We start from the raw sequence: 18,284 nt of genomic DNA, 5'->3' as shown, positions 1-18,284 counted from the left end.
CGATTTCGACAAGAATGGCAGCGGACGCGCCCATGCGGATCGCTTGACAGTCCCCGCCCGGTCCGCTTAGAGCCCACAAACCACGGTTCGCCGTAGGCTCGCGGGTGTAGCTCAATGGTAGAGCAGGAGCTTCCCAAGCTCACGACGAGGGTTCGATTCCCTTCACCCGCTCCATTTAAAACCTGACCCATCGAAACCGACCGCATCCCCTGCGGGAGCGAGCGGTGCGCGCCCGACGCGTCTTGCCCCCGCCTGCCGCATGACAGACGGGGAATGCGCGCTAAAGGAATTGCTCAGCCGATCGGGCCGGTTCGCTGGTCGATCAGCGCGGTCGCCTCGGCGGTTCCGGCGGCGGTGGAGGTCTTGCCCGCCTGGATGTCGTCGGCGATCGCCAGCAGGCGGCCGCTGATCACGGTGCCGGTTTCGGCCTGTTCGGGGATCGCGATGCCACCCTTGGCGTCGGCGACGCGCGCCCAGGCGGCGCGTATGGTGGCCCAGTAATCCTTCGTCTTTGCCCAATAGTCGTCGGCGGCCTTCACGTCATAGCCGTCGAACCGCTGATACGTGTTGAGCACCATTTCCTGCACGATCGGCACAAGCTTGCCGTCCTTCAGGCCCATCTTGATATTGTCCTGCCAGTGAATCCAGCCGGTCGGCGTCGGCTGGTGGCGGTTGATCGCGTAATAGCGGTCATAGACCGGATGGCGTACGGCATCGCGGCGCGCCAACGGGCGCCAGGTCCAGTTGGAGCGCCACCGACGAACACCGGCCTGCGTCTCGAACTGACCCCAACCGGCATAGCGCGGGCTGTCATCGACCTGATAGACGGTCTGCGACCAGCGTCCGGCGCGCATCCGCTCGGGCACCGCCTCCCACACCCATTTGCCCTGGCCCGCATAGACCAGCACGCGGGACGGCTGGTAATCCCAGTCCTGACGCCAATGCTTGATGACATGGGTCTTGCCGTCATGCTCGACGACCAGCAGGTGCTGGAGCGCGATATGGTCGGGCGTATCTTCGATCACGCGGACCACCTCGTTCCCGCCGGAAATCTTGCGGTCGAGCGGTGTGTAGCCCGCCGCCCAAGGTGTCGTCTCTTGCATGTCGAAACGCACCTTGTAATTGCCCGCCATCGCCAAGATCTCGGCACGGTCGGCGGCCTTGGCGGCCTGGGCCTCGGCGGCGGTCTGCTTCACCGGACCATCGGCCAGCGCAGGCACGGGCAGCAGCGCGAGCGCCGCGACGATCAGCATCGAACGGTTCTTCATGATGTCTGGCCTTTCTTCAGAAGCGGAGAGTCAGCGAGGCGCTGGCGTTGCGGCCCGGCTGGGTGAAGGCGACCGGGGGCACATCGGCGGCACCGGTGGGGAGGGGACGGGGCACGGACAGGCCGCGCACGTCCGACCACCAGGCATAGGTGGCGTCGGTCAGGTTGAAGATCCCGGCGCGAAAGGTCAGCGCTTGGGTCAGCCGGGCAAAGACGGTCGCGTCCAGGATCGTGAAGGCGGCGGGACGGAAGCATTCGGTGGAACACACGCCCGTCGTGTCGCCGAGCGACTTGCGCGCGCTGTGCGTCATGATGATCTGTCCGCCGAACCGGCCTTGCCCCGGCTCACGCCAGCCCACGCCCATCACCAGCTTCAGCGGATCGACGGTCGACAGCGGCCGGGTCGTGCGGTTCGGGGTGATCTGGTCGCCCTCGGCATAGGAGATGGCGAGTTGCCCGGTCAGGCCGTTGCCCGCGCGCGCGTCCAGTCGCGCCTCTGCACCCTTCACCTTGGCGCGGTCGAGATTGATGAACTGGAAGACGGCCGGGTTGGCCGGGGTGAAGCCGCCGCTCACCACCTCCTGGCTGATGAAGTCGCGGTAATCGGCGCGGAAGACGCTGGCCGACATGTCGACCGCCTCACTGTTCAGGCGCAGGCCCGCCTCGATCGCCTCGCTGGTTTCGGGCCGCAAATGGGGGTTGGGGGCCGAGGTATAGCCGAAGGCGAGGTTGGAGAAGAACTGATTGATCTGCCCCGGCTCCGGCGCGCGGAAGCCGCGGGCATAGCTGGCGAACAGCCGCACCGTCGGGGCCAGTTTCAGGACCGCGCCGATACGCGGGCTGACCCGGTCGGCCGACTGGCCCGCGCCGGTGAATTGCGGGAGCAGTGGATCACGGTCGGGCGACAGGCGATACCAGTCGTAGCGCACGGCCGGGTGCAGCGTCAGCGGACCCAGGCCGATCTCGTCGCCGATGAACGCGCCTGCCAGCGTGAAGTCGGTGCTGGGGAAGGCGCGGGTCGGAAAGGTTTCGCCCGCCGGGGGCACGGTGCCGTCGCGCAGGCCCCGCTGGCGCAGCACGCTGATATCGGCCCCCGTCACCAGTCGGTGGGTGATCCCGCCGGTGACAAAGCCCAGCCGCACCTCGCCCGAGCCGCCATAGACGCGGTTTTCCAGCGTATTAAGCCGGGTGCGGTCGGCCAGCGTGCGGCGGTCCTCGGCGGTAAACTGCCGGTTTTCGGCATCCTGGACATAAACGGCCGCGCGCGCGAACTGGATCAGGCCAGCCCCGTCATAGGTCCAGTCAAGCGCACCGCGCCAGCGTTTGCCGGTATCCAGCGCCTGCAACCCCGCCACCGTGGTGTTGATGCCGGTCAGCACGTCGGTCGCGACCCGGTTGTTGAGATACTCGCCGGTTGCGCGCAGACGATGGCCGGGGGCGACATCCCAGACCAGCTTGCCCATCAGCGCGTTGGACTGACCGTCCTGCGGGTTGGGGGCGGTCCGGGTGATGCCGGTCCCTTCCACCGTGCCCCGGTTCTTCAGTTCGGCAAAATCGCGACGGGTATAGGCCAGCATCGCCGACACCGCGCCCGATCGTCCCGCGACCACGCCCGACTGGGTATATTCCTCGTCCGCCGAACTATACTGGGTGCGCAGCGATCCGCCGAAGGACTTGGTGCCGAGGATGTCGACCGGATCGCTGGTCGTGAAACTGACCGCGCCTGCCAGCCCGTCACTGCCATACAGGGCCGAGGCAGGGCCGCGCAGGAACTCGACCGACTTGATCAGGCCCAGGTCGACATAGTCGCCGCGCCCGACATCCTGCGCGCCGAAGGTGAAGCCATAGGGCACACGGACGCCATCGACCTGGATCAGGACGCGGTTGCCACCAATGCCGCGTACGACGAACCCTTCGTTCCCCGCACGGCCGGTCGTACCTTGCGCCGCGCCGAAGCGGGTGGGGGCCCGACGCACGCTGATGCCGGGTTCGAAGCGGACCAGATCCTTGATATCCGTCGCCAGTTCGTCGGCGATTTCGTCGGCCGTCTTGACCGAAACGGTTACCGGGGCGTCCTGCGCCTGGATGGGCGCGCGCGTCGCAGTCACGACGACTTCGCGTTGGTCATTCGTATCTTCGTCGCGCACAGCTCCGCCTAGCGCTGCCAATGCGGCCAGCGTCAAAAGCATGGTTAACCCCTTTGTCTATTGCCTATCATTCTCATTAAGGGGTGCGTGTTGATGGTGCAATCAATTTATGCGAATGAATCGCATTATTGGCCAGCGTTTCGTGGAGGGCTGGGATGACGATGGGGAAATGCCGTCAGTATTGGCTATTGAGCAGACGATGCTCAGGCCATCTCTTTCATCCGTTGCCCCGCGCAGAGGGGAGAAGGGTCAGACTGATCCGGCCTAGCCCGTTTCCGGCCCATCCCCGTGCAACCACCGGGCTTTAAGACGACTGTAAAGGCCATCACCCGTTCACCGGCTGCCTCGTCGGCGATGGGCGGATCGGTCAGGCTATGGGATCGAGACCGGCTCCGAATGCGCGCATGGCGGCGGTCGCCTGGGTGCGGTTGGCGACACCCAGTTTGCGCATCACGACGGTCATATGGGCCTTCACCGTCGCTTCGTTGATGCCGAGATCATGCGCGATCTGCTTGTTCAGTTTGCCGTCGATCACGCCGAGCAGGACGCGCAACTGCATCGGGGCAAGCGAGGCGATGCGCTCGGCCATGTCCTGGCGGGGGTTCGTGGAATCGGTGAAGGTCGCGACATGGCCCGCGACCGCGTCTGCGATCGCCTGTTCCATCACGTGCAGCGGCTGGTCCTTGCCCAGATAGCCGACCGCGCCGAAGTCCAGCGCGGCGCGGAATGCGCCGTCCGGGTCGGCGCTGGAGACGACCAGGATCGGCGTCGCGGGACGACATGCGTGGAGCAGCGCTACGCCTGAACAGCCGATTGCACCGGGCATCCTGAGGTCGAGCAGGATCAGCGACAGCCCGTCCGTCGCGATGGCGGCGCGTTCGGCGTCCTCCAGGGTCCCGGCCTCGACGATCTGCGCGTCGGCCATCACGCCCTCCACCGCGAGGCGCAACGCCTGACGGAAGAGGGGATGGTCGTCGGCGATCAGGACAGTCCGGCTCATGCCGCCAAGTCTGGCCTGTTTCCTATCAGTTCGTCCACCACGGACGGATCGGCGAGTGTGGAAATATCGCCCAGATTGCTCGTGTCGCCCTCGGCGATCTTGCGCAGGATACGGCGCATGATCTTGCCCGAGCGGGTCTTGGGCAGGCCGGGTGCGAATTGCACGACGTCGGGGCTGGCGATCGGGCCGATCTCGCGCCGCACGAAGGCGACGAGGTCATGGCGTAGCGCCTCGTCGCCGGTCTCGCCGACCTTCAGCGTGACATAGGCATAGATGCCCTGTCCCTTGATCGCATGCGGCATCCCGACCACCGCCGCCTCGGCCACCTTGGGGTGGGCGACCAGCGCGCTCTCGACTTCGGCCGTGCCCATGCGGTGACCCGATACGTTGATGACGTCGTCGACGCGTCCGGTGATCCAGTAATAGCCGTCGGCGTCGCGGCGACAGCCGTCGCCAGTGAAATATTTGCCCGGATAGGTCGAGAAATAGGTCTGAAAGAAGCGATCATGGTCACCCCAGACGGTGCGCATCTGCCCCGGCCAGCTATCGGCGATGACGAGATTGCCCTCGGTCGCACCGTCCAGCACCTGCCCCTCAGCATCGACGAGTTCGGGCCTGACGCCGGGTAGCGGCAGCGTCGCCGATCCCGGCTTCAGCGGCGTCGCGCCGGGCAGGGGCGCGATCATGTGGCCGCCAGTCTCGGTCTGCCACCAGGTGTCCATGATCGGGCAGCGGCCGTCGCCGACGACGCGGTGATACCAGTCCCAGGCCTCCGGATTGATCGGCTCTCCCACACTGCCCAACAGGCGCAGCGAGGCGCGGCTCGACCGCGTGACGAAGCCATCCCCTTCACGCATCAGCGCACGGATCGCGGTGGGCGCGGTGTACAATGTCGTCACGCGGTGGGTGTCGACGATCTGCCACAGGCGGCTCGCGTCGGGCCAGGTCGGCACGCCCTCGAACATCACGCTGGTGATGCCATTGGCGAGCGGGCCATAGACGACATAGCTGTGCCCGGTCACCCAGCCGACATCGGCCGCGCACCAGTACATGTCGTCGTCGCGGGCGTCGAACACCATCGCGTGCGTCATGGCAGCCCAGAGCAGATAGCCGCCGGTGGTATGGAGCACGCCCTTGGGCGTGCCGGTCGATCCGCTGGTATAGAGGATGAACAGCGGATCTTCCGCGCCCATCGGTTCGGGAGGGCAGACCGGATCGGCATCGGCCATCGCCTCATGATACCAGATGTCGCGGCCATCGCGCATGGTGGCACCACCGCCCGTCCGCCGCACGACGATCACCCGTTCCACGCCCGGACAGGCCTCCAGCGCGCGGTCGACATTGCCCTTCAGCGGAACGCGCTTGCCGCCGCGCGGGCCCTCATCGGCGGTGATCACGATCCGGCTGTCACAGTCGTTGATCCGCCCCGCCAGGCTGTCGGGCGAGAAGCCGCCGAAGACCACGGAGTGAACAGCGCCGATCCGCGCACAGGCCAGCATCGCCACCGCCGCCTCGGGGATCATCGGCATGTACAGCGTCACCCGATCGCCGCGCGCCACTCCCTGATTCTTCAGGACATTGGCGAAACAGCATACTTCGGCGTGAAGCTGGGCATAGCTCAGCGTGCGGGACGGCTCGGCGGGATCGTCGGCTTCCCATATGATGGCCGGCTTGTCGCCGCGCGTCGCGAGATGACGGTCGAGGCAGTTGGCCGCGACGTTTAACCGCCCGTCGGCGAACCAGCGGATGCGGAAGTCCGCCGCGTCGAACGAGACATCCTTCACCTCGGTAAAGGGCGTCATCCATTCCAGGCGGCAAGACTGCTCGCGCCAGAAGTCGTCAGGCCCCGCGATCGAACGGGCGTAGAGCGCGTCCCGGGCAGGCGCGTCGAGTGCGTCGCGGGCGGCCCAGTCGGCGGGAACGGGATACAGCTCTTTCGGCATGACGGACCTCTCCTCGTGCGGCGCTCGATATCGCGTCGCCGATCGGCTGGGGACTAGGACCATGGTCGATGTTGAGGGGGAATGCGCCATCCGCCAACCTGCACCGCGAACGCACGTCGAAGATACAAGGACGGCGGCGAGCAGGAGAGGACATCGGATATGGGAATGACGCGAAGTCTCGCGGTCGGCGCGGCGGCCGCTTTCCTGATACCGGCGACCGCGCAGGCGCAGACCGCTCGCGAGGCGGATCTGGAGGCAAGGCTCCGGCAGCTTGAGGGCGCGGTGGCCTCGCTTCGTGCCGAACTCGCGGCGTCGCGCGCAGGCCCGGCCGTCGCGGCACCACCTCCCGTTACCGCGCCCATGGTCCTGGGCGGTTCCGCACCGGGCAACACTCCCAATACCAACGTCGCGACCCCCAGGGCTGTCGCGGCGCGGGAAAGCAGCGTCGGTGCGCTGGCCGCCGCCCCGACCACGGACGGCTTCCGGATCGGCGACACGACCGTCAAGCTGGGCGGCTTCGTACGGCTCAACGTCATTTCCAGCCGCTATAACGACGGCGAAGTGCCGGTCGGCGGGCTGGGCAAGGAGTTCTACCTGCCGCAGCAGATCCCGGTCGGCGGCGGTTTCGCCAGCAGGGACCTGCTCTTTTCCGGCCGACAGACCCGCCTGGTGGTCAGCACCGCAACGCCGGTCGCAGGAAGGGTCGCCAAGACGCTGATCGAATTCGACTTTGCCCTGGCGACCGCCCCGGTCGGGGCGCAGCGCGCGACCAATCCTTATGTCCCGACCTTCCGCCGGGGCTTCATCGAATATGGCCGCTGGCTGGTCGGCCAGGAATGGTCGACGTTCCAGAACCTCGCCGTGCTGCCCGAGACGACCGATTTCGTGGGTCCGCTGGACGGCACGGTGTTCAACCGCCAGTCGCTGATCCGGTACACCGCGCCACTCGGCCAGGGGCTGACGCTACAGGTCGCGGCCGAAAATCCGCAGACCGAAACCGCGCTGCCGAACAATCCCGCGCTGGTCGATACCGACAAGGACCGTTTGCCCGACATGGTCGCCCGCGTGAACTGGAAGACCAGGTTCGGCGATTTCGCGCTGGCGGGCATCGCGCGCGAGCTGCGGACGAGCACCAACGGCCTGGAGGACACGACGTTCGGCTGGGGCGTCTCCGGCTCCGGCAAGATCCCGTTCGGCACGCGAAGCGACCTGCGCTTCATGGCGACCTATGGCCAGGGGATCGGCCGGTATCTCGGCCTCGGCTATGTTCCCGACGCGATCTATACGCCGACGAACAACCGTCTGGCCCGGATCGACAATTTCGCGGCCTTCGCGGCGCTCAAGCATGGCTGGACCGACACGCTGCGCTCGACATTCTCGGCCAGCTACCAGTCGGCGGACTATCCCGCCGGCCTGCCGGTCATCGGGCTTGCCAATGCCAAGGCCTATAGCGGCGCGGTGAACCTGTTCTGGTCGCCGATCAAGGGCATGGATGCCGGTGTCGAATACCGGCGCGCGGTCCGCGAACTGCTGTCGGGTGACGACGGCGTCATGGATCGCATCGAATTCGCAATCAAATACGGCTTCTAGATCCCAGGGGGAGATAGTCATGGCGTCAACCTACCAACCTGCCGGTGGCAGCCATCAAAAGGCGACCCAGAACGAGATGATGGTGATCGGCGCGTCGTCGCTCGGCACCGTGTTCGAATGGTATGATTTCTATCTCTATGGTCTGCTCGCGACCTATATCTCGAAGCAGTTCTTTTCCGGCGTCAACGAAACGACGGCGTTCATCTTCGCGCTGGGTGCATTCGCTGCCGGGTTTGCGGTACGGCCGTTCGGCGCGATCGTGTTCGGACGGATCGGCGATCTGGTCGGGCGCAAGAACACCTTCCTCGTCACGATGGGGATCATGGGCCTGTCGACCTTCGGCGTCGGCCTGCTGCCGTCCTATGCCACGATCGGCGTCGCGGCGCCGATGATCCTCGTGCTGCTGCGCATCCTGCAGGGTCTGGCGCTGGGCGGCGAATATGGGGGTGCCGCGACCTATGTCGCCGAGCACGCACCCCATCACCGGCGGGGTCTTTATACCAGCTTCATCCAGACGACCGCCACGCTCGGCCTGTTTGCCGCGCTGCTGGTCGTGATCGGCATCCGTACCCTGGTCGGCGAGACGGCGTTCGGCAGCTTTGGCTGGCGCATTCCGTTCCTGGTCTCGATCGTCCTGCTGGGCGTGTCGATGTGGATCCGCCTTCAGCTTGCCGAGAGCCCCGCGTTCCTGAAGATGAAGGAAGAGGGCAAGACGTCCAAGGCGCCGCTGACCGAGGCATTCGGTCGCTGGGGCAATTTGAAGGTCGTGCTGATCGCGCTGTTCGGCGCGGCGATGGGCCAGGCGGTGGTGTGGTATACCGGCCAATTCTATGCGCTGTTCTTCCTCGAAAAGATGCTGAAGGTGGACGGTGCGACGACCAACGTCCTGATGGCGGTGGCGCTGGCGCTGGGCACGCCCTTCTTCGTCTTCTTCGGCTGGCTGTCCGACCGGATCGGTCGCAAGCCGATCATCATGACCGGCTGCGCGATCGCCTGCCTCACCTACTTCCCGCTGTTCGGCGCGCTGACCGATGCCGCCAACCCGGCGCTGGCCCGTGCCCAGGTCGCCGCGCCGGTGACGGTGGTCAGCAACAAGGACGACTGCTCGTTCCAGTTCGACCCGGTCGGTCGCAACAAGTTCGACAGCCGAAGCTGCGATATCGCCAAATCCTATCTGGCGAAGAACGGGATCAGCTACGCCAATGTCGATGCCCCCGCCGGGACCATCGCGCAGGTCAGCATCGGCCGGCAGGTCCTGGTTGCACCCGATCCGGCACAGGTGACGGGTGAGGCGCGCAAGGCCGCCATCACCGCCTATCAGGACCAGTTAAAGGGGGCGCTCACCGCCGCCGGTTATCCCGGCAAGGCCGAGGGGATGAACACGGTCAAGGTGGTCGCGATCCTGTGGTTCATGGTGCTGCTGGTCACGATGGTCTATGGCCCGATCGCGGCGCTTTTGGTGGAGTTGTTCCCCACGCGGATCCGCTACACCTCGATGTCGCTTCCCTATCATATCGGCAATGGCTGGTTCGGCGGTTTCCTGCCGACCACCGCCTTCGCCATGGTCGCGGCGACGGGTGATATCTATTACGGCCTCTGGTATCCGGTCGTGCTGGCGGCGATCACGCTGGTCCTCGGGCTGCTGTTCCTGCCGGAGACATTCCGTCGCAACATCGACGGGTGATCCTCGGCGTCACAGGGCGGAACGGGGGAGGGGCGGCCATCATGGTCGCCCCTCTTCATGCGTGCGATGATCGGCGCTAGCCTGTGCTCATGACCCCGATCCTCAGCCCGGTGATCCTGATTGCCGTCGCGCTCGGTTTCGCCGCGCTGCTCTTCGCGGTCGCCGCGCGGGTCGAGCACTGGCCGGAGCAGCGTATCGCGCGCTGGCGCCCCGCCGCCTTTGCGCTGGCGCTGGGCGTCTATTGCACCAGCTGGACCTTCTACGGCGCGGTCGGCAGCGCGCGGCGTGATGGCTGGGACTATCTGCCCATCTATCTCGGCCCCATTCTGGTCTTCGCGCTCGCCCCGCGCTTCCTGCGCGCGCTCGTCACGGCGGTGCAGGCGGAGGGGGCGACCAGCATCTCCGATTTCATCGGCGCGCGGTTCGGCAAGAGCCGCGGGGTTGCCGCCCTGGTCACTGTCACGGCGATGCTGGGCCTCATTCCCTATGTCGCGCTTCAGCTACGCTCGGTGGGGTTGGCCTTCGCGCAGTTGACCGGCGGCCCGGTCGCGCTGGCGATGGCGGGGACGGCCATCGTGCTGGCGGTGTTCGCGATGCTGTTCGGCACGCGCCGCTACGAAGCGGCGGGCCGCAACGAGGGGCTGGTGTTCGCCACGGCGTTCGAATCGCTGGTGAAGCTGACGGCCTTGCTGGCCCTGGCCGGGGCGGCGCTGTGGTGGCTTGCGACCGCGCCCGCCGCCGATAGCAGGATGGCCTGGCGGGGCCTGGGCGACGCATTTGCGCTGTCCGGCGTCGATTCCGAACTGGCGGTCATCATCCTGCTCTCGACAGCCGCGGTGATCTGTCTGCCCCGGCAATTCTATATCGGCGTGATCGAGGCGCGTTCGCCCGACGACCTGATCGGCGCGCGCGGGCCTTTCATCCTGTACCTTACGATGTTCGCGCTCCTGATCCTGCCGATCACCTTTGCCGGAGCGGCTCTGCTGCCCGCAGGGGTGGATGCGGACCGGTATGTCCTGCAACTTCCCGTCGCGGCGGGCGCACGGGGGATGGCGCTGGTCGCCTTCCTAGGCGGCTTTTCGGCTGCGACCGCGATGGTGGTGGTGGAGAGTATCGCGCTGGCGACGATGATCTCCAACGATCTGATCGCGCCGTTGCTATTCCACGCACGCGGGTTGCCGCGCACGGCCAATCTCGGGCGTATCATGCTGATGATCCGCCGCGCCGCGATCGTGCTGGTCATCGGGGCGGCGTTCGGCTGGGCGCGCGCGGTGCCGAGCGACGCGCGCCTCGCGCAAATCGGCTATATCGCCTTTGCCGCGATGGCGCAGATCGCGCCGCTGCTGATCCTCGCGGTCGGCGGGCGGGTGCGCGATCCGGTCGCAGCCAAGGCCGGGCTGACCGCCGGGCTCCTGGCCTGGCTATGGACGCTGGCGCTGCCGCCGGTGCTGCCGCCCGGCTGGCTCGGCGCGATGGCGGGAACGCTGGTCGATCCCGTCGGCCTGTTCGGCTGGCGCTTTGCGACGCCGCTGGCGCACGGTGTCGCCTGGAGCCTGGGCCTCAACCTCCTGCTGGTGGCGACCATCGCCCGAGCACGCACCCGGCGCGTGAAACGCGGTACGGCGCATCCGCCCGCAGTGCCGCTGGCAAATCATGCCGAGCTGGTGACGTTCGTCGCGCGCTTCGTCGGGGAACAGACCGCGATCGAGGTGCTTGGCGCGCCACGCGACCGCCCGATCGGCCGGGCCAGCGCACGCCATGCCGAACGCGCCATCGCCCGCGTGGTTGGCGCGCCATCGGCCCGTGCGCTGATGGCGTCGGCGCTGGCGGGCGAACAACTCAGCCATGAGGATGTCGCCCGCCTCCTCGACGAGGGCGGACAGAGCCTGCAATTCTCCAAAAGGCTGCTGGCGGCCACATTGGAGCATATCGAACCGGGCGTCAGTGTGGTGGACGCGGACCAGCGGCTGGCCGCGTGGAACAGCCGTTATCTCGACCTCTTCGACTATCCCGACGGCATGGTCGCCGTGGGTGCGCCGGTTGCCGACCTCATCCGTTTCAACGCCCTGCGCGGCGAATGCGGGCTGGGCGAGGTGGAGGAGCATGTCCGCCGCCGTCTCGACCATCTGCGCCGTGGCACCGTCCATAGTTTCGAGCGGATCCGCCCCGACGGTCGCGTGCTGCGCACCGCAGGCGGCCCGATGCCGGATGGCGGCTATGTCATGTGTTTCACCGACATCACCGCCGAGGCGGAGGCGCGGCGCGCGCTGGAGGCGGCGCGCGCCGGGCTGGAGGAACGCGTGGCGGATCGCACGGCGGCGCTGACGCGGCTGAACGGCGAGCTGGCCCGGGCAACCCGCGACAAGACCCGTTTCCTGGCGGCGGCGAGCCACGACCTCGTCCAGCCGCTGCATGCCGCGCGACTGTTCACCGCGGCGGTCGGACGCGACACCGGCCACCGCCATGTCGCCAGCATCGACCAGGCGATCGCGAGCGCCGAGGAACTGATCCGCGCGCTGCTCGACATCTCGCGCCTCGACGCCGGGGGGATCGTGCCCCGGCACGAGGCTTTTGCCCTGGGTCCGATGATCGCCGAGGTTTGCGAGGGGATGCGCCCTGCCGCCATGCAAAAAGGACTGGGCTTGCGCATCGGGCCATCGCCCGGCGCGGTCGAAAGTGACCCGGTCCTGCTCCGATCGATCCTGCAGAATCTGGTCAGCAATGCGATACGCTATACCGAGAATGGGCGCGTCCTGGTCGGCGTCCGGCGACGCGGTGACGATTGGCGGATCGACGTGATCGACACCGGCATCGGCATCGGTGCGGACCAGGTCGAGATGATCTTCCAGGAATTCCATCAGGTCCGGCGGGGCGGCTCGGGCCTGGGCCTCGGCCTTGCCATCGTCGAGCGTAGCGCGCGGCTGATCCAGGCGGGGGTGACGGTCGCCTCGCGTCCAGGTGTCGGCAGCCGCTTTTCGATCGACCTGCGGGCGATGACCGGCATGGCCGTCACGCCTTCCGCCACCATCGCCCCTGCCGTGATGACGAAAGGCCTGTCGGTGCTGGTCGTCGACGACAATGCCGGGGTCCGCGATGCGATGACCGCGCTTCTTCAGGCGTCGGGGCACCATGTGATGGCAACGGATGATCCGGACGAGGCGGTGAAGCTCGGACTGACCTGTGACGCCGCTCTTGTCGATTATCATCTGGACGATGATCGTTGTGACGGCCTGATCGTCATCGCGCGTCTGCGCTCGGCGGCTCCAGGGCTCCGGTGTGCGCTGGTGACCGCGAACATGGCCGAGTCGGTCCTGCGACGGGCGGCGGCCATGGATGTCGCGCTGTTGCCAAAGCCTTTGTCGCCTCATGTCCTCGCGCAATGGCTCGCGGGCGACCGGGGGTAAGCACCCCCGTCCCGTCAACCGACGATGCTTTCCCCCATCGACAGTCGCTTGCCGTTGGTCACGATCACCCGGTCGCCGAGATGCGTCGCGGCGAACAGCTTGCGGGCGAAGGCGGTGGGCACGCCGATACAGCCATGGGTCGCATTACCGTATCGGACGTCGCTGCCATGGATGGCGACGCCGTCGTTGGTCAGGCGCAGCATGTACGGCATCGGCGCGTCATAGAGGTTGGACACGTGATCCGCGTCCTTCTGCAGGACGGGAAAGACGCCCAGCGGCGTCGGCATATTGTCCGCGCCATAGATGATCGCGGCGGTCCCGATCTCGTAACCGTCACGAAAGATCGACACGACCTGCGCGGCGAGGTCGACCGTGATCACGATCGGACCATCGGGCGCGGTGCTGTCGTCCCAGACATAATCGCCGTGGCTCAACGGCTTTTTCAGGTCGAGGATGCGGCGGACGACGAAGGGCGCCGGGGTCGACGTCGGCGTCGGGCTGGGCATCGGGTTCGCCACGGCCCGGACCGGCCTCGGATCAGCGACAGGCCGATCGCGCCGCGTCTGGCCCGATAGCCAGACGCCGCCGCCCAGGGTGGCCATCAGGATAGCTCCGGCCAGGAACTGCAAGGCTCGCATCCGTGCGGTTTCTAGCAGAAGCGATTGAACGATGCGTTAGCGAACTTCGACCGTGACATGGCCCAGCGCCGCCATCCCCGCCAGGCGCTGATGCATCGCCGCGCTCGTCGGGGTGGCTCCGATTCCCTCGACCGACAGGACCACGGCGTGTGCCGTCGGACCGATCCGCCAGATATGGAAGTCGTGGATATGCGTGTCGCCCGGCCCCTCGATCCGTTCGCGGACTTCGGCGGCCAGCTTGGGGTCGGCGGCGTCGAGCAGTACCGTGGACGCCTGCTTCATCAGCCCCACCGACCAGTTGGCGATGACCACCGCGCCCAGCAGCCCGACGGCCGGGTCGAGCCACACCCAACCAAGATAGCGCCCCGCCACCAACGCCAGGATCGCCATGACCGAGGTCAGCGCGTCGGCCAGAACATGGATATAGGCCGCCCGCATGTTGGTGTCACCGCCATGGGGGTCATGTTTGTGGTCATGGCCATGGTGATGATGGTGGTCATGTCCGTGATGGTCGTGCCCGTGACCATGCCCCAGCATCCAGGCGCTGACGATGTTGATCAGCAGGCCCAGCACGGCGACCAGGATGGCGTCGCGAAAGGCGACGGGGTGCGGATCGCCGAGCCGCACGATCGACTCATAGGCGATTCCGATCGACACCAGGCCCAGCACCATGGCCGACCCGAAGCCCGCCAGCTCGCCGACCTTGCCGGTGCCCCAGCTATAGCGTGGGTTCGCGACATGCTTCTTGGCATAGGAATAGGCGATGGCGGCGATCCCCAGCGCACCGACATGCGTCGCCATATGGAACCCGTCGGCCAGTAGCGCCATCGAGCCGGTGAAATAGCCCGCGACGATCTCGGCGACCATCATGCCCGCCGACAGCCAGACCACCGCCCGCGTCCGGCGGGCATTCTCGTCATGGGCATGGCCCAGATAGTCATGACTGTGGATCGTCATGGATGTCGTCCTTCGTGGTCGTGTAGGTCAGGGGTCAGCGAAAATGGCGGCGGAGCAGCGTGGCGACCTCGGCGGCGGCGACGGTGCGCTCCGCATCGCTCAGGCCGGGGGCGGCGACATGCGCATGGAGGTGATCTTCGACCAGTTCATCCATCAGGCCGGCCACGGCCCCGCGCACCGCCGCCACCAGGTGCAGCGTCTCGGCACAGTCGGCATCGGCCGTGACCGAACGCTCGATGGCAGCAACCTGCCCGGCGATCCGCCGGACACGCGCGATGATCTTTTCCTTGCTGGTCGTAACATGTGCCATAACGCATAGGGGTATAGGGTATATCGACATGGCGATCAAGACGGTGCTTGCCCCGGCCACCACGTTTCGGCCATCACGCCCCCGGATCGGGCAATAGGGGGATCGAGCGTATGCGGCGTTGGCGGATCGGAGCGTTGACGGCGGCGCTCGCGACGATGGCGATGACGGCGGCCGTGCCCGTGTCGGCAAGGACGATCCTGTTCGTCGGCAACAGCTTCACCTTCGGGGCGAACTCGCCGGTGATGCGCTATCGCCCCGATCTGGTCCGCGACCTCAATCGCGAAGGCATTGGCGGCGTGCCCGCGCTGTTCAAGACCTTTGCCGAACAGGCCCGGCAGGACTGGACCGTCAGCCTGGAAACCGCTGGCGGCCGCGACCTGGCCTATCATTACGAGCAGAAGCGGCGAGAGATTGACGGGCGCTGGGACGTCGTGATCCTGCAGGGCTATAGTACGCTCGATCCGCAGCGGCCGGGCGACCCGATCCGTCATGCCGAGGCGGCGGGCGCGATCGCCGCGATGCTTCGCCAGGCCAATCCGCGCGTCCGGGTGGAATTGGTGTCGACCTGGACCCGTGCCGACCTGACCTATCGCACGCCCAGCCCTTGGCGGGGCAAGGCCGTCACGGCGATGGCCGACGATCTGGCGGCGGCCAACAGCTATGCCATGCGTCGCTACCCGGTGATTTCGGGCACGATCCCGGTCGGGCAGGCCTGGAACCGGGCCTGGGTCGATCGGATCGCCGATCCCAATCCCTATGACGGCATCGCCTTCGGCCAGCTCGATCTGTGGACCTGGGACCAGTATCACGCGAGCGCGGCGGGCTATTATCTCGAAGCCTTGGTGATCTTCGAAAAGGTTACCGGCTTCGACGTCCGGCGGCTGGGCGAGCAAGAGCGGGCGGGGCGCGACCTGGGATTGGAGCCCCGGTCGATGGCCCGGCTTCAGGCCATCGCCCATGCCGAGTTGACGAGCGTCAGGCCGTAACGATCATGCCGTCGCGCACCGTAACCGGCCAGGGCGTCAGCCGCTGACCCTTGCAGGGGCCGCCCAGGCAATCGCCATTGTCGATGTCAAAGATGGCACCATGCCAGGAACAGGCGATACGCCCGCCATCTGGCGTCAGATACGCATCAAGCGTCTGCGCCAGCGGCAGGCCCATATGCGGGCAGCGATCGACATAGCCAAGCACCGCGTCGCCGCGCCGGACGACGAAACCGTGGAAGCGGCCCGCACGCATCTGGAGCACGAAGTTGCGCGCCGCCCCGTCCGCGACGGTCTCGACCGGACCCAGCGAGATTCCTGCCGGTGTGGCGGTCAGCCTTTCGTCGCTCATCCGGCGTCGGCCTGCATTTCGGGCGCAGCCTGGGGAACACGCTCGCGCAGTGTCTGCGCGGCGGCCACCAGGCGCGGGAAGGGCGTCAGGTCCACCGCAAACCGCTCGGCATTATAGACTTGGGGCAGCAGGTGGCAGTCCGCCAGGGTCGGCGTGTCACCATAGGCATAGCCGGACCCATGCTGCAAAATCAGGGTTTCCAAGGCAGCAAAGCCATCGCTGACCCAGCGACCGATCCAGCGTTTGATCGTATCTTCATCGGCGTGAAGATCGTCACGCAAATGCTTGAGAATACGTAGATTGTTGATCGGGTGGATATCGCAGGCGACGATCGCCGCCATGGCGCGGACCACGGCCCGCCCCGCACTGTCCGAAGGCAAGAGGGGCGGATCGGGATAGCATTCCTCCAGCCATTCCAGGATCGCCGGACTCTGGATCAGCGTCCCGTCCGTCGTCTCCAGCGCCGGGACCAGCCCTTGCGGTTGGAGCATGAGATACGCCGGATCGCACTGAACACCGGTGCGCAGGTCATGGGTGACGCTGTCATAGGCCAGCCCCTTCAGTCCCAGCGCCAGGCGAACCCGATACGCCGCGCTCGATCGCCAATAGCCGTGGAGTGTCAGGCTCATGGCAGGCGGGCCTTGGGGAAGTCCTTCCACACCGCATCATAATCGAGCTGCGAATGGGCTAGCGCGTGATCGGTCGGGCGATAGGGCCAGCAGCTTTCGACCATGAACGCCATCGTGCCCTCGATCCGGTGCGGCTTCAGGTCGGCGTTGCTTGCCCCCTGCCAGCTGGCAAGGTCGGGGCCGTGACCCGCCATCAAATTGTGGAGCGACAACCCGCCGGGACGGAAACCCTCTGCCTTGGCGTCATAGGCACCGGTGATGAGGCCCATCGCCTCCGACATGACGTTGCGGTGGAACCAGGGCGGGCGGAACGTATCCTCGGCCACCATCCAGCGTGGCGGGAAGAGCACCAGATCGGCATTGGCGCGGCCCGGCACGTCGCTGGGGGAGGTCAGCAGGGTGAAGATCGATGGATCGGGATGGTCGAAACTGACGGTGTTGATCGTGTTGAAGTGCGACAGGTCGTAACGCCACGGGGTCAGGTTACCGTGCCACGCCACCACATCGAGCGGGCTGTGGTCGAGCGTCATCGTCCAAAGCGAACCAAGGAATTTTTGCACGACCTGGGTCGGCTCGTCGCGGTCCTCGAACCAGGCGACCGGCGTCTCGAAATCGCGGGGATTGCCTAGACCATTCGCGCCGATGGGCCCCAGATCGGGCAGGCGGAACAGGCTGCCATGATTTTCGGCAACATAACCCGCCGCCTCGCCGTCCGGCAGTTCGACACGGAAGCGCACGCCGCGCGGGACGAGCGCGATCTGGCCCGGTGCGATGTCGATGCGGCCCAGCTCGGTCAGGACGGTCAGGCGGCCAGCCTGCGGCATGAACACCAGTTCGCCATCGGCATCGACGAACACCCGCTCCATGCTCCGATTGCAGGCATAGACGTGCACCGCCACGCCTTCCAGATCGGCCGGATCGCGATTGACGAGCATCGTCGTCATCCCGTCGATCCAGTCGGTGCCAGGCGGCGTCATCGGCGCGGGATCCCAGCGCAGGCGGTTGGGGGGCAGGGGGGCATCGCCGGTGCCGGGCGCGAAGCGGGCCGCACCCTGATAGGGCTCATAGGGCGGATGTTCGGCGGTCGGCCGCAGGCGATAGAGCCAGGAGCGCCGGTTTTCGTGGCGCGGCGCGGTAAAGGCGGTGCCGGAAAGCTGCTCGGCATAGAGGCCATAAGCCGGACGCTGCGGCGAGTTGCGGCCGATGGGGAGGGCTCCGGGGACGGCCTCGGTTGCGACATGGTTGCCGAAGCCGGGGATGTAGGACGTTGTCATCTCTTTCCTCTCCACAACACGCCAGCGCGTCAGACGCGGCCAAGCCGCGCCTTATGCGCCGGCTTGACCGTGCTGGCCGGGCTTGCTCGCGCACTATCGTGCGCGC

The 18,284-nt window shown here is 66.7% G+C and carries 14 protein-coding genes and 1 tRNA gene; 5 read left to right on the top strand and 10 right to left on the bottom strand.

All coding sequences use genetic code 11. From position 1 onward, the window contains the following. Positions 1–100: 100 nt before the first annotated feature. Positions 101–174: transfer RNA gene (locus U1703_RS01820), tRNA-Gly, on the top strand. 119 nt (positions 175–293) lie between these two features. Here the strand turns inward: U1703_RS01820 and U1703_RS01815 are convergent. The 4 genes from U1703_RS01815 to acs all read right to left on the bottom strand — a co-directional run bounded on the left by U1703_RS01815 (position 294) and on the right by acs (position 6,357). Beyond that, positions 294–1,268 carry a DUF6607 family protein gene (locus U1703_RS01815; protein WP_332784338.1) on the bottom strand — a complete coding sequence of 325 codons (975 nt, stop codon included), beginning with the start codon at positions 1,266–1,268 and terminating at the stop codon, positions 294–296. A 16-nt stretch (positions 1,269–1,284) separates the two neighbouring features. Beyond that, positions 1,285–3,456, bottom strand: a complete 2,172-nt coding sequence (locus U1703_RS01810; RefSeq protein WP_332784337.1) for a TonB-dependent hemoglobin/transferrin/lactoferrin family receptor — start codon at positions 3,454–3,456, stop codon at positions 1,285–1,287. A 325-nt stretch (positions 3,457–3,781) separates the two neighbouring features. Next, on the bottom strand, positions 3,782–4,414 hold the full coding sequence (locus U1703_RS01805; protein ID WP_332784336.1) for a response regulator: 633 nt from the start codon (positions 4,412–4,414) through the stop codon (positions 3,782–3,784). After that, positions 4,411–6,357 carry an acetate--CoA ligase gene (gene acs, locus U1703_RS01800; protein WP_332784335.1) on the bottom strand — a complete coding sequence of 649 codons (1,947 nt, stop codon included), beginning with the start codon at positions 6,355–6,357 and terminating at the stop codon, positions 4,411–4,413. The genes U1703_RS01805 and acs overlap by 4 nt, the downstream gene beginning before the upstream one ends. Positions 6,358–6,522: 165 nt before the next feature. Between acs and U1703_RS01795 the strand changes: the two genes are divergently transcribed. The 3 genes from U1703_RS01795 to U1703_RS01785 all read left to right on the top strand — a co-directional run bounded on the left by U1703_RS01795 (position 6,523) and on the right by U1703_RS01785 (position 13,035). Next, positions 6,523–7,947 (top strand): DcaP family trimeric outer membrane transporter, encoded by a 1,425-nt coding sequence (locus U1703_RS01795; protein ID WP_332784334.1) that lies wholly within the window; start codon positions 6,523–6,525, stop codon positions 7,945–7,947. A 19-nt stretch (positions 7,948–7,966) separates the two neighbouring features. Then, the gene (locus tag U1703_RS01790; protein ID WP_332784333.1) at positions 7,967–9,631 is read left to right on the top strand and encodes an MFS transporter; all 1,665 of its coding nucleotides are present in this window, start codon (positions 7,967–7,969) and stop codon (positions 9,629–9,631) included. 89 nt (positions 9,632–9,720) lie between these two features. Beyond that, on the top strand, positions 9,721–13,035 hold the full coding sequence (locus U1703_RS01785) for a hybrid sensor histidine kinase/response regulator (RefSeq protein WP_332784332.1): 3,315 nt from the start codon (positions 9,721–9,723) through the stop codon (positions 13,033–13,035). Between the two features lie 14 nt (positions 13,036–13,049). Here U1703_RS01785 and U1703_RS01780 read toward each other — a convergent pair whose 3' ends face one another. The 3 genes from U1703_RS01780 to U1703_RS01770 form a co-directional block, all read right to left on the bottom strand. Further along, the gene (locus tag U1703_RS01780; protein ID WP_332784331.1) at positions 13,050–13,637 is read right to left on the bottom strand and encodes a L,D-transpeptidase family protein; all 588 of its coding nucleotides are present in this window, start codon (positions 13,635–13,637) and stop codon (positions 13,050–13,052) included. A gap of 72 nt (positions 13,638–13,709) precedes the next feature. After that, a complete protein-coding gene (gene dmeF, locus U1703_RS01775; RefSeq protein WP_320450902.1) occupies positions 13,710–14,630 on the bottom strand; it encodes a CDF family Co(II)/Ni(II) efflux transporter DmeF in 921 nt (306 codons plus the stop codon). A 34-nt stretch (positions 14,631–14,664) separates the two neighbouring features. Beyond that, entirely contained in the window at positions 14,665–14,940 is a 276-nt protein-coding gene (locus tag U1703_RS01770; RefSeq protein ID WP_320450903.1) for a metal/formaldehyde-sensitive transcriptional repressor, read from the bottom strand. Positions 14,941–15,074: 134 nt separating this feature from the next. Between U1703_RS01770 and U1703_RS01765 the strand changes: the two genes are divergently transcribed. Next, complete coding sequence (locus U1703_RS01765) at positions 15,075–15,926, top strand: PEP-CTERM sorting domain-containing protein (RefSeq protein WP_332784330.1); 852 nt, start codon at positions 15,075–15,077, stop codon at positions 15,924–15,926. On the opposite strand, the gene U1703_RS01760 is transcribed toward U1703_RS01765, so the two are convergent. Genes U1703_RS01760 through hmgA form a run of 3 tightly spaced genes read right to left on the bottom strand, consistent with a single transcriptional unit; the run spans position 15,916 to position 18,178 of the window. After that, on the bottom strand, positions 15,916–16,275 hold the full coding sequence (locus tag U1703_RS01760; protein WP_332784329.1) for a Rieske (2Fe-2S) protein: 360 nt from the start codon (positions 16,273–16,275) through the stop codon (positions 15,916–15,918). The genes U1703_RS01765 and U1703_RS01760 overlap by 11 nt on opposite strands. Further along, complete coding sequence (gene maiA, locus U1703_RS01755) at positions 16,272–16,904, bottom strand: maleylacetoacetate isomerase (RefSeq protein WP_332784328.1); 633 nt, start codon at positions 16,902–16,904, stop codon at positions 16,272–16,274. Before maiA ends, U1703_RS01760 begins: the two co-directional genes overlap by 4 nt. Next, positions 16,901–18,178 carry a homogentisate 1,2-dioxygenase gene (hmgA, locus tag U1703_RS01750; RefSeq protein WP_332784327.1) on the bottom strand — a complete coding sequence of 426 codons (1,278 nt, stop codon included), beginning with the start codon at positions 18,176–18,178 and terminating at the stop codon, positions 16,901–16,903. The genes maiA and hmgA overlap by 4 nt, the downstream gene beginning before the upstream one ends. Positions 18,179–18,284: the final 106 nt, after the last annotated feature.

It is taken from the genome of Sphingomonas flavida (genome assembly GCF_036663655.1).
Taxonomy (GTDB): Bacteria; Pseudomonadota; Alphaproteobacteria; order Sphingomonadales; family Sphingomonadaceae; genus Sphingomonas.
This window is presented reverse-complemented; position numbering and strand designations above follow the sequence as displayed.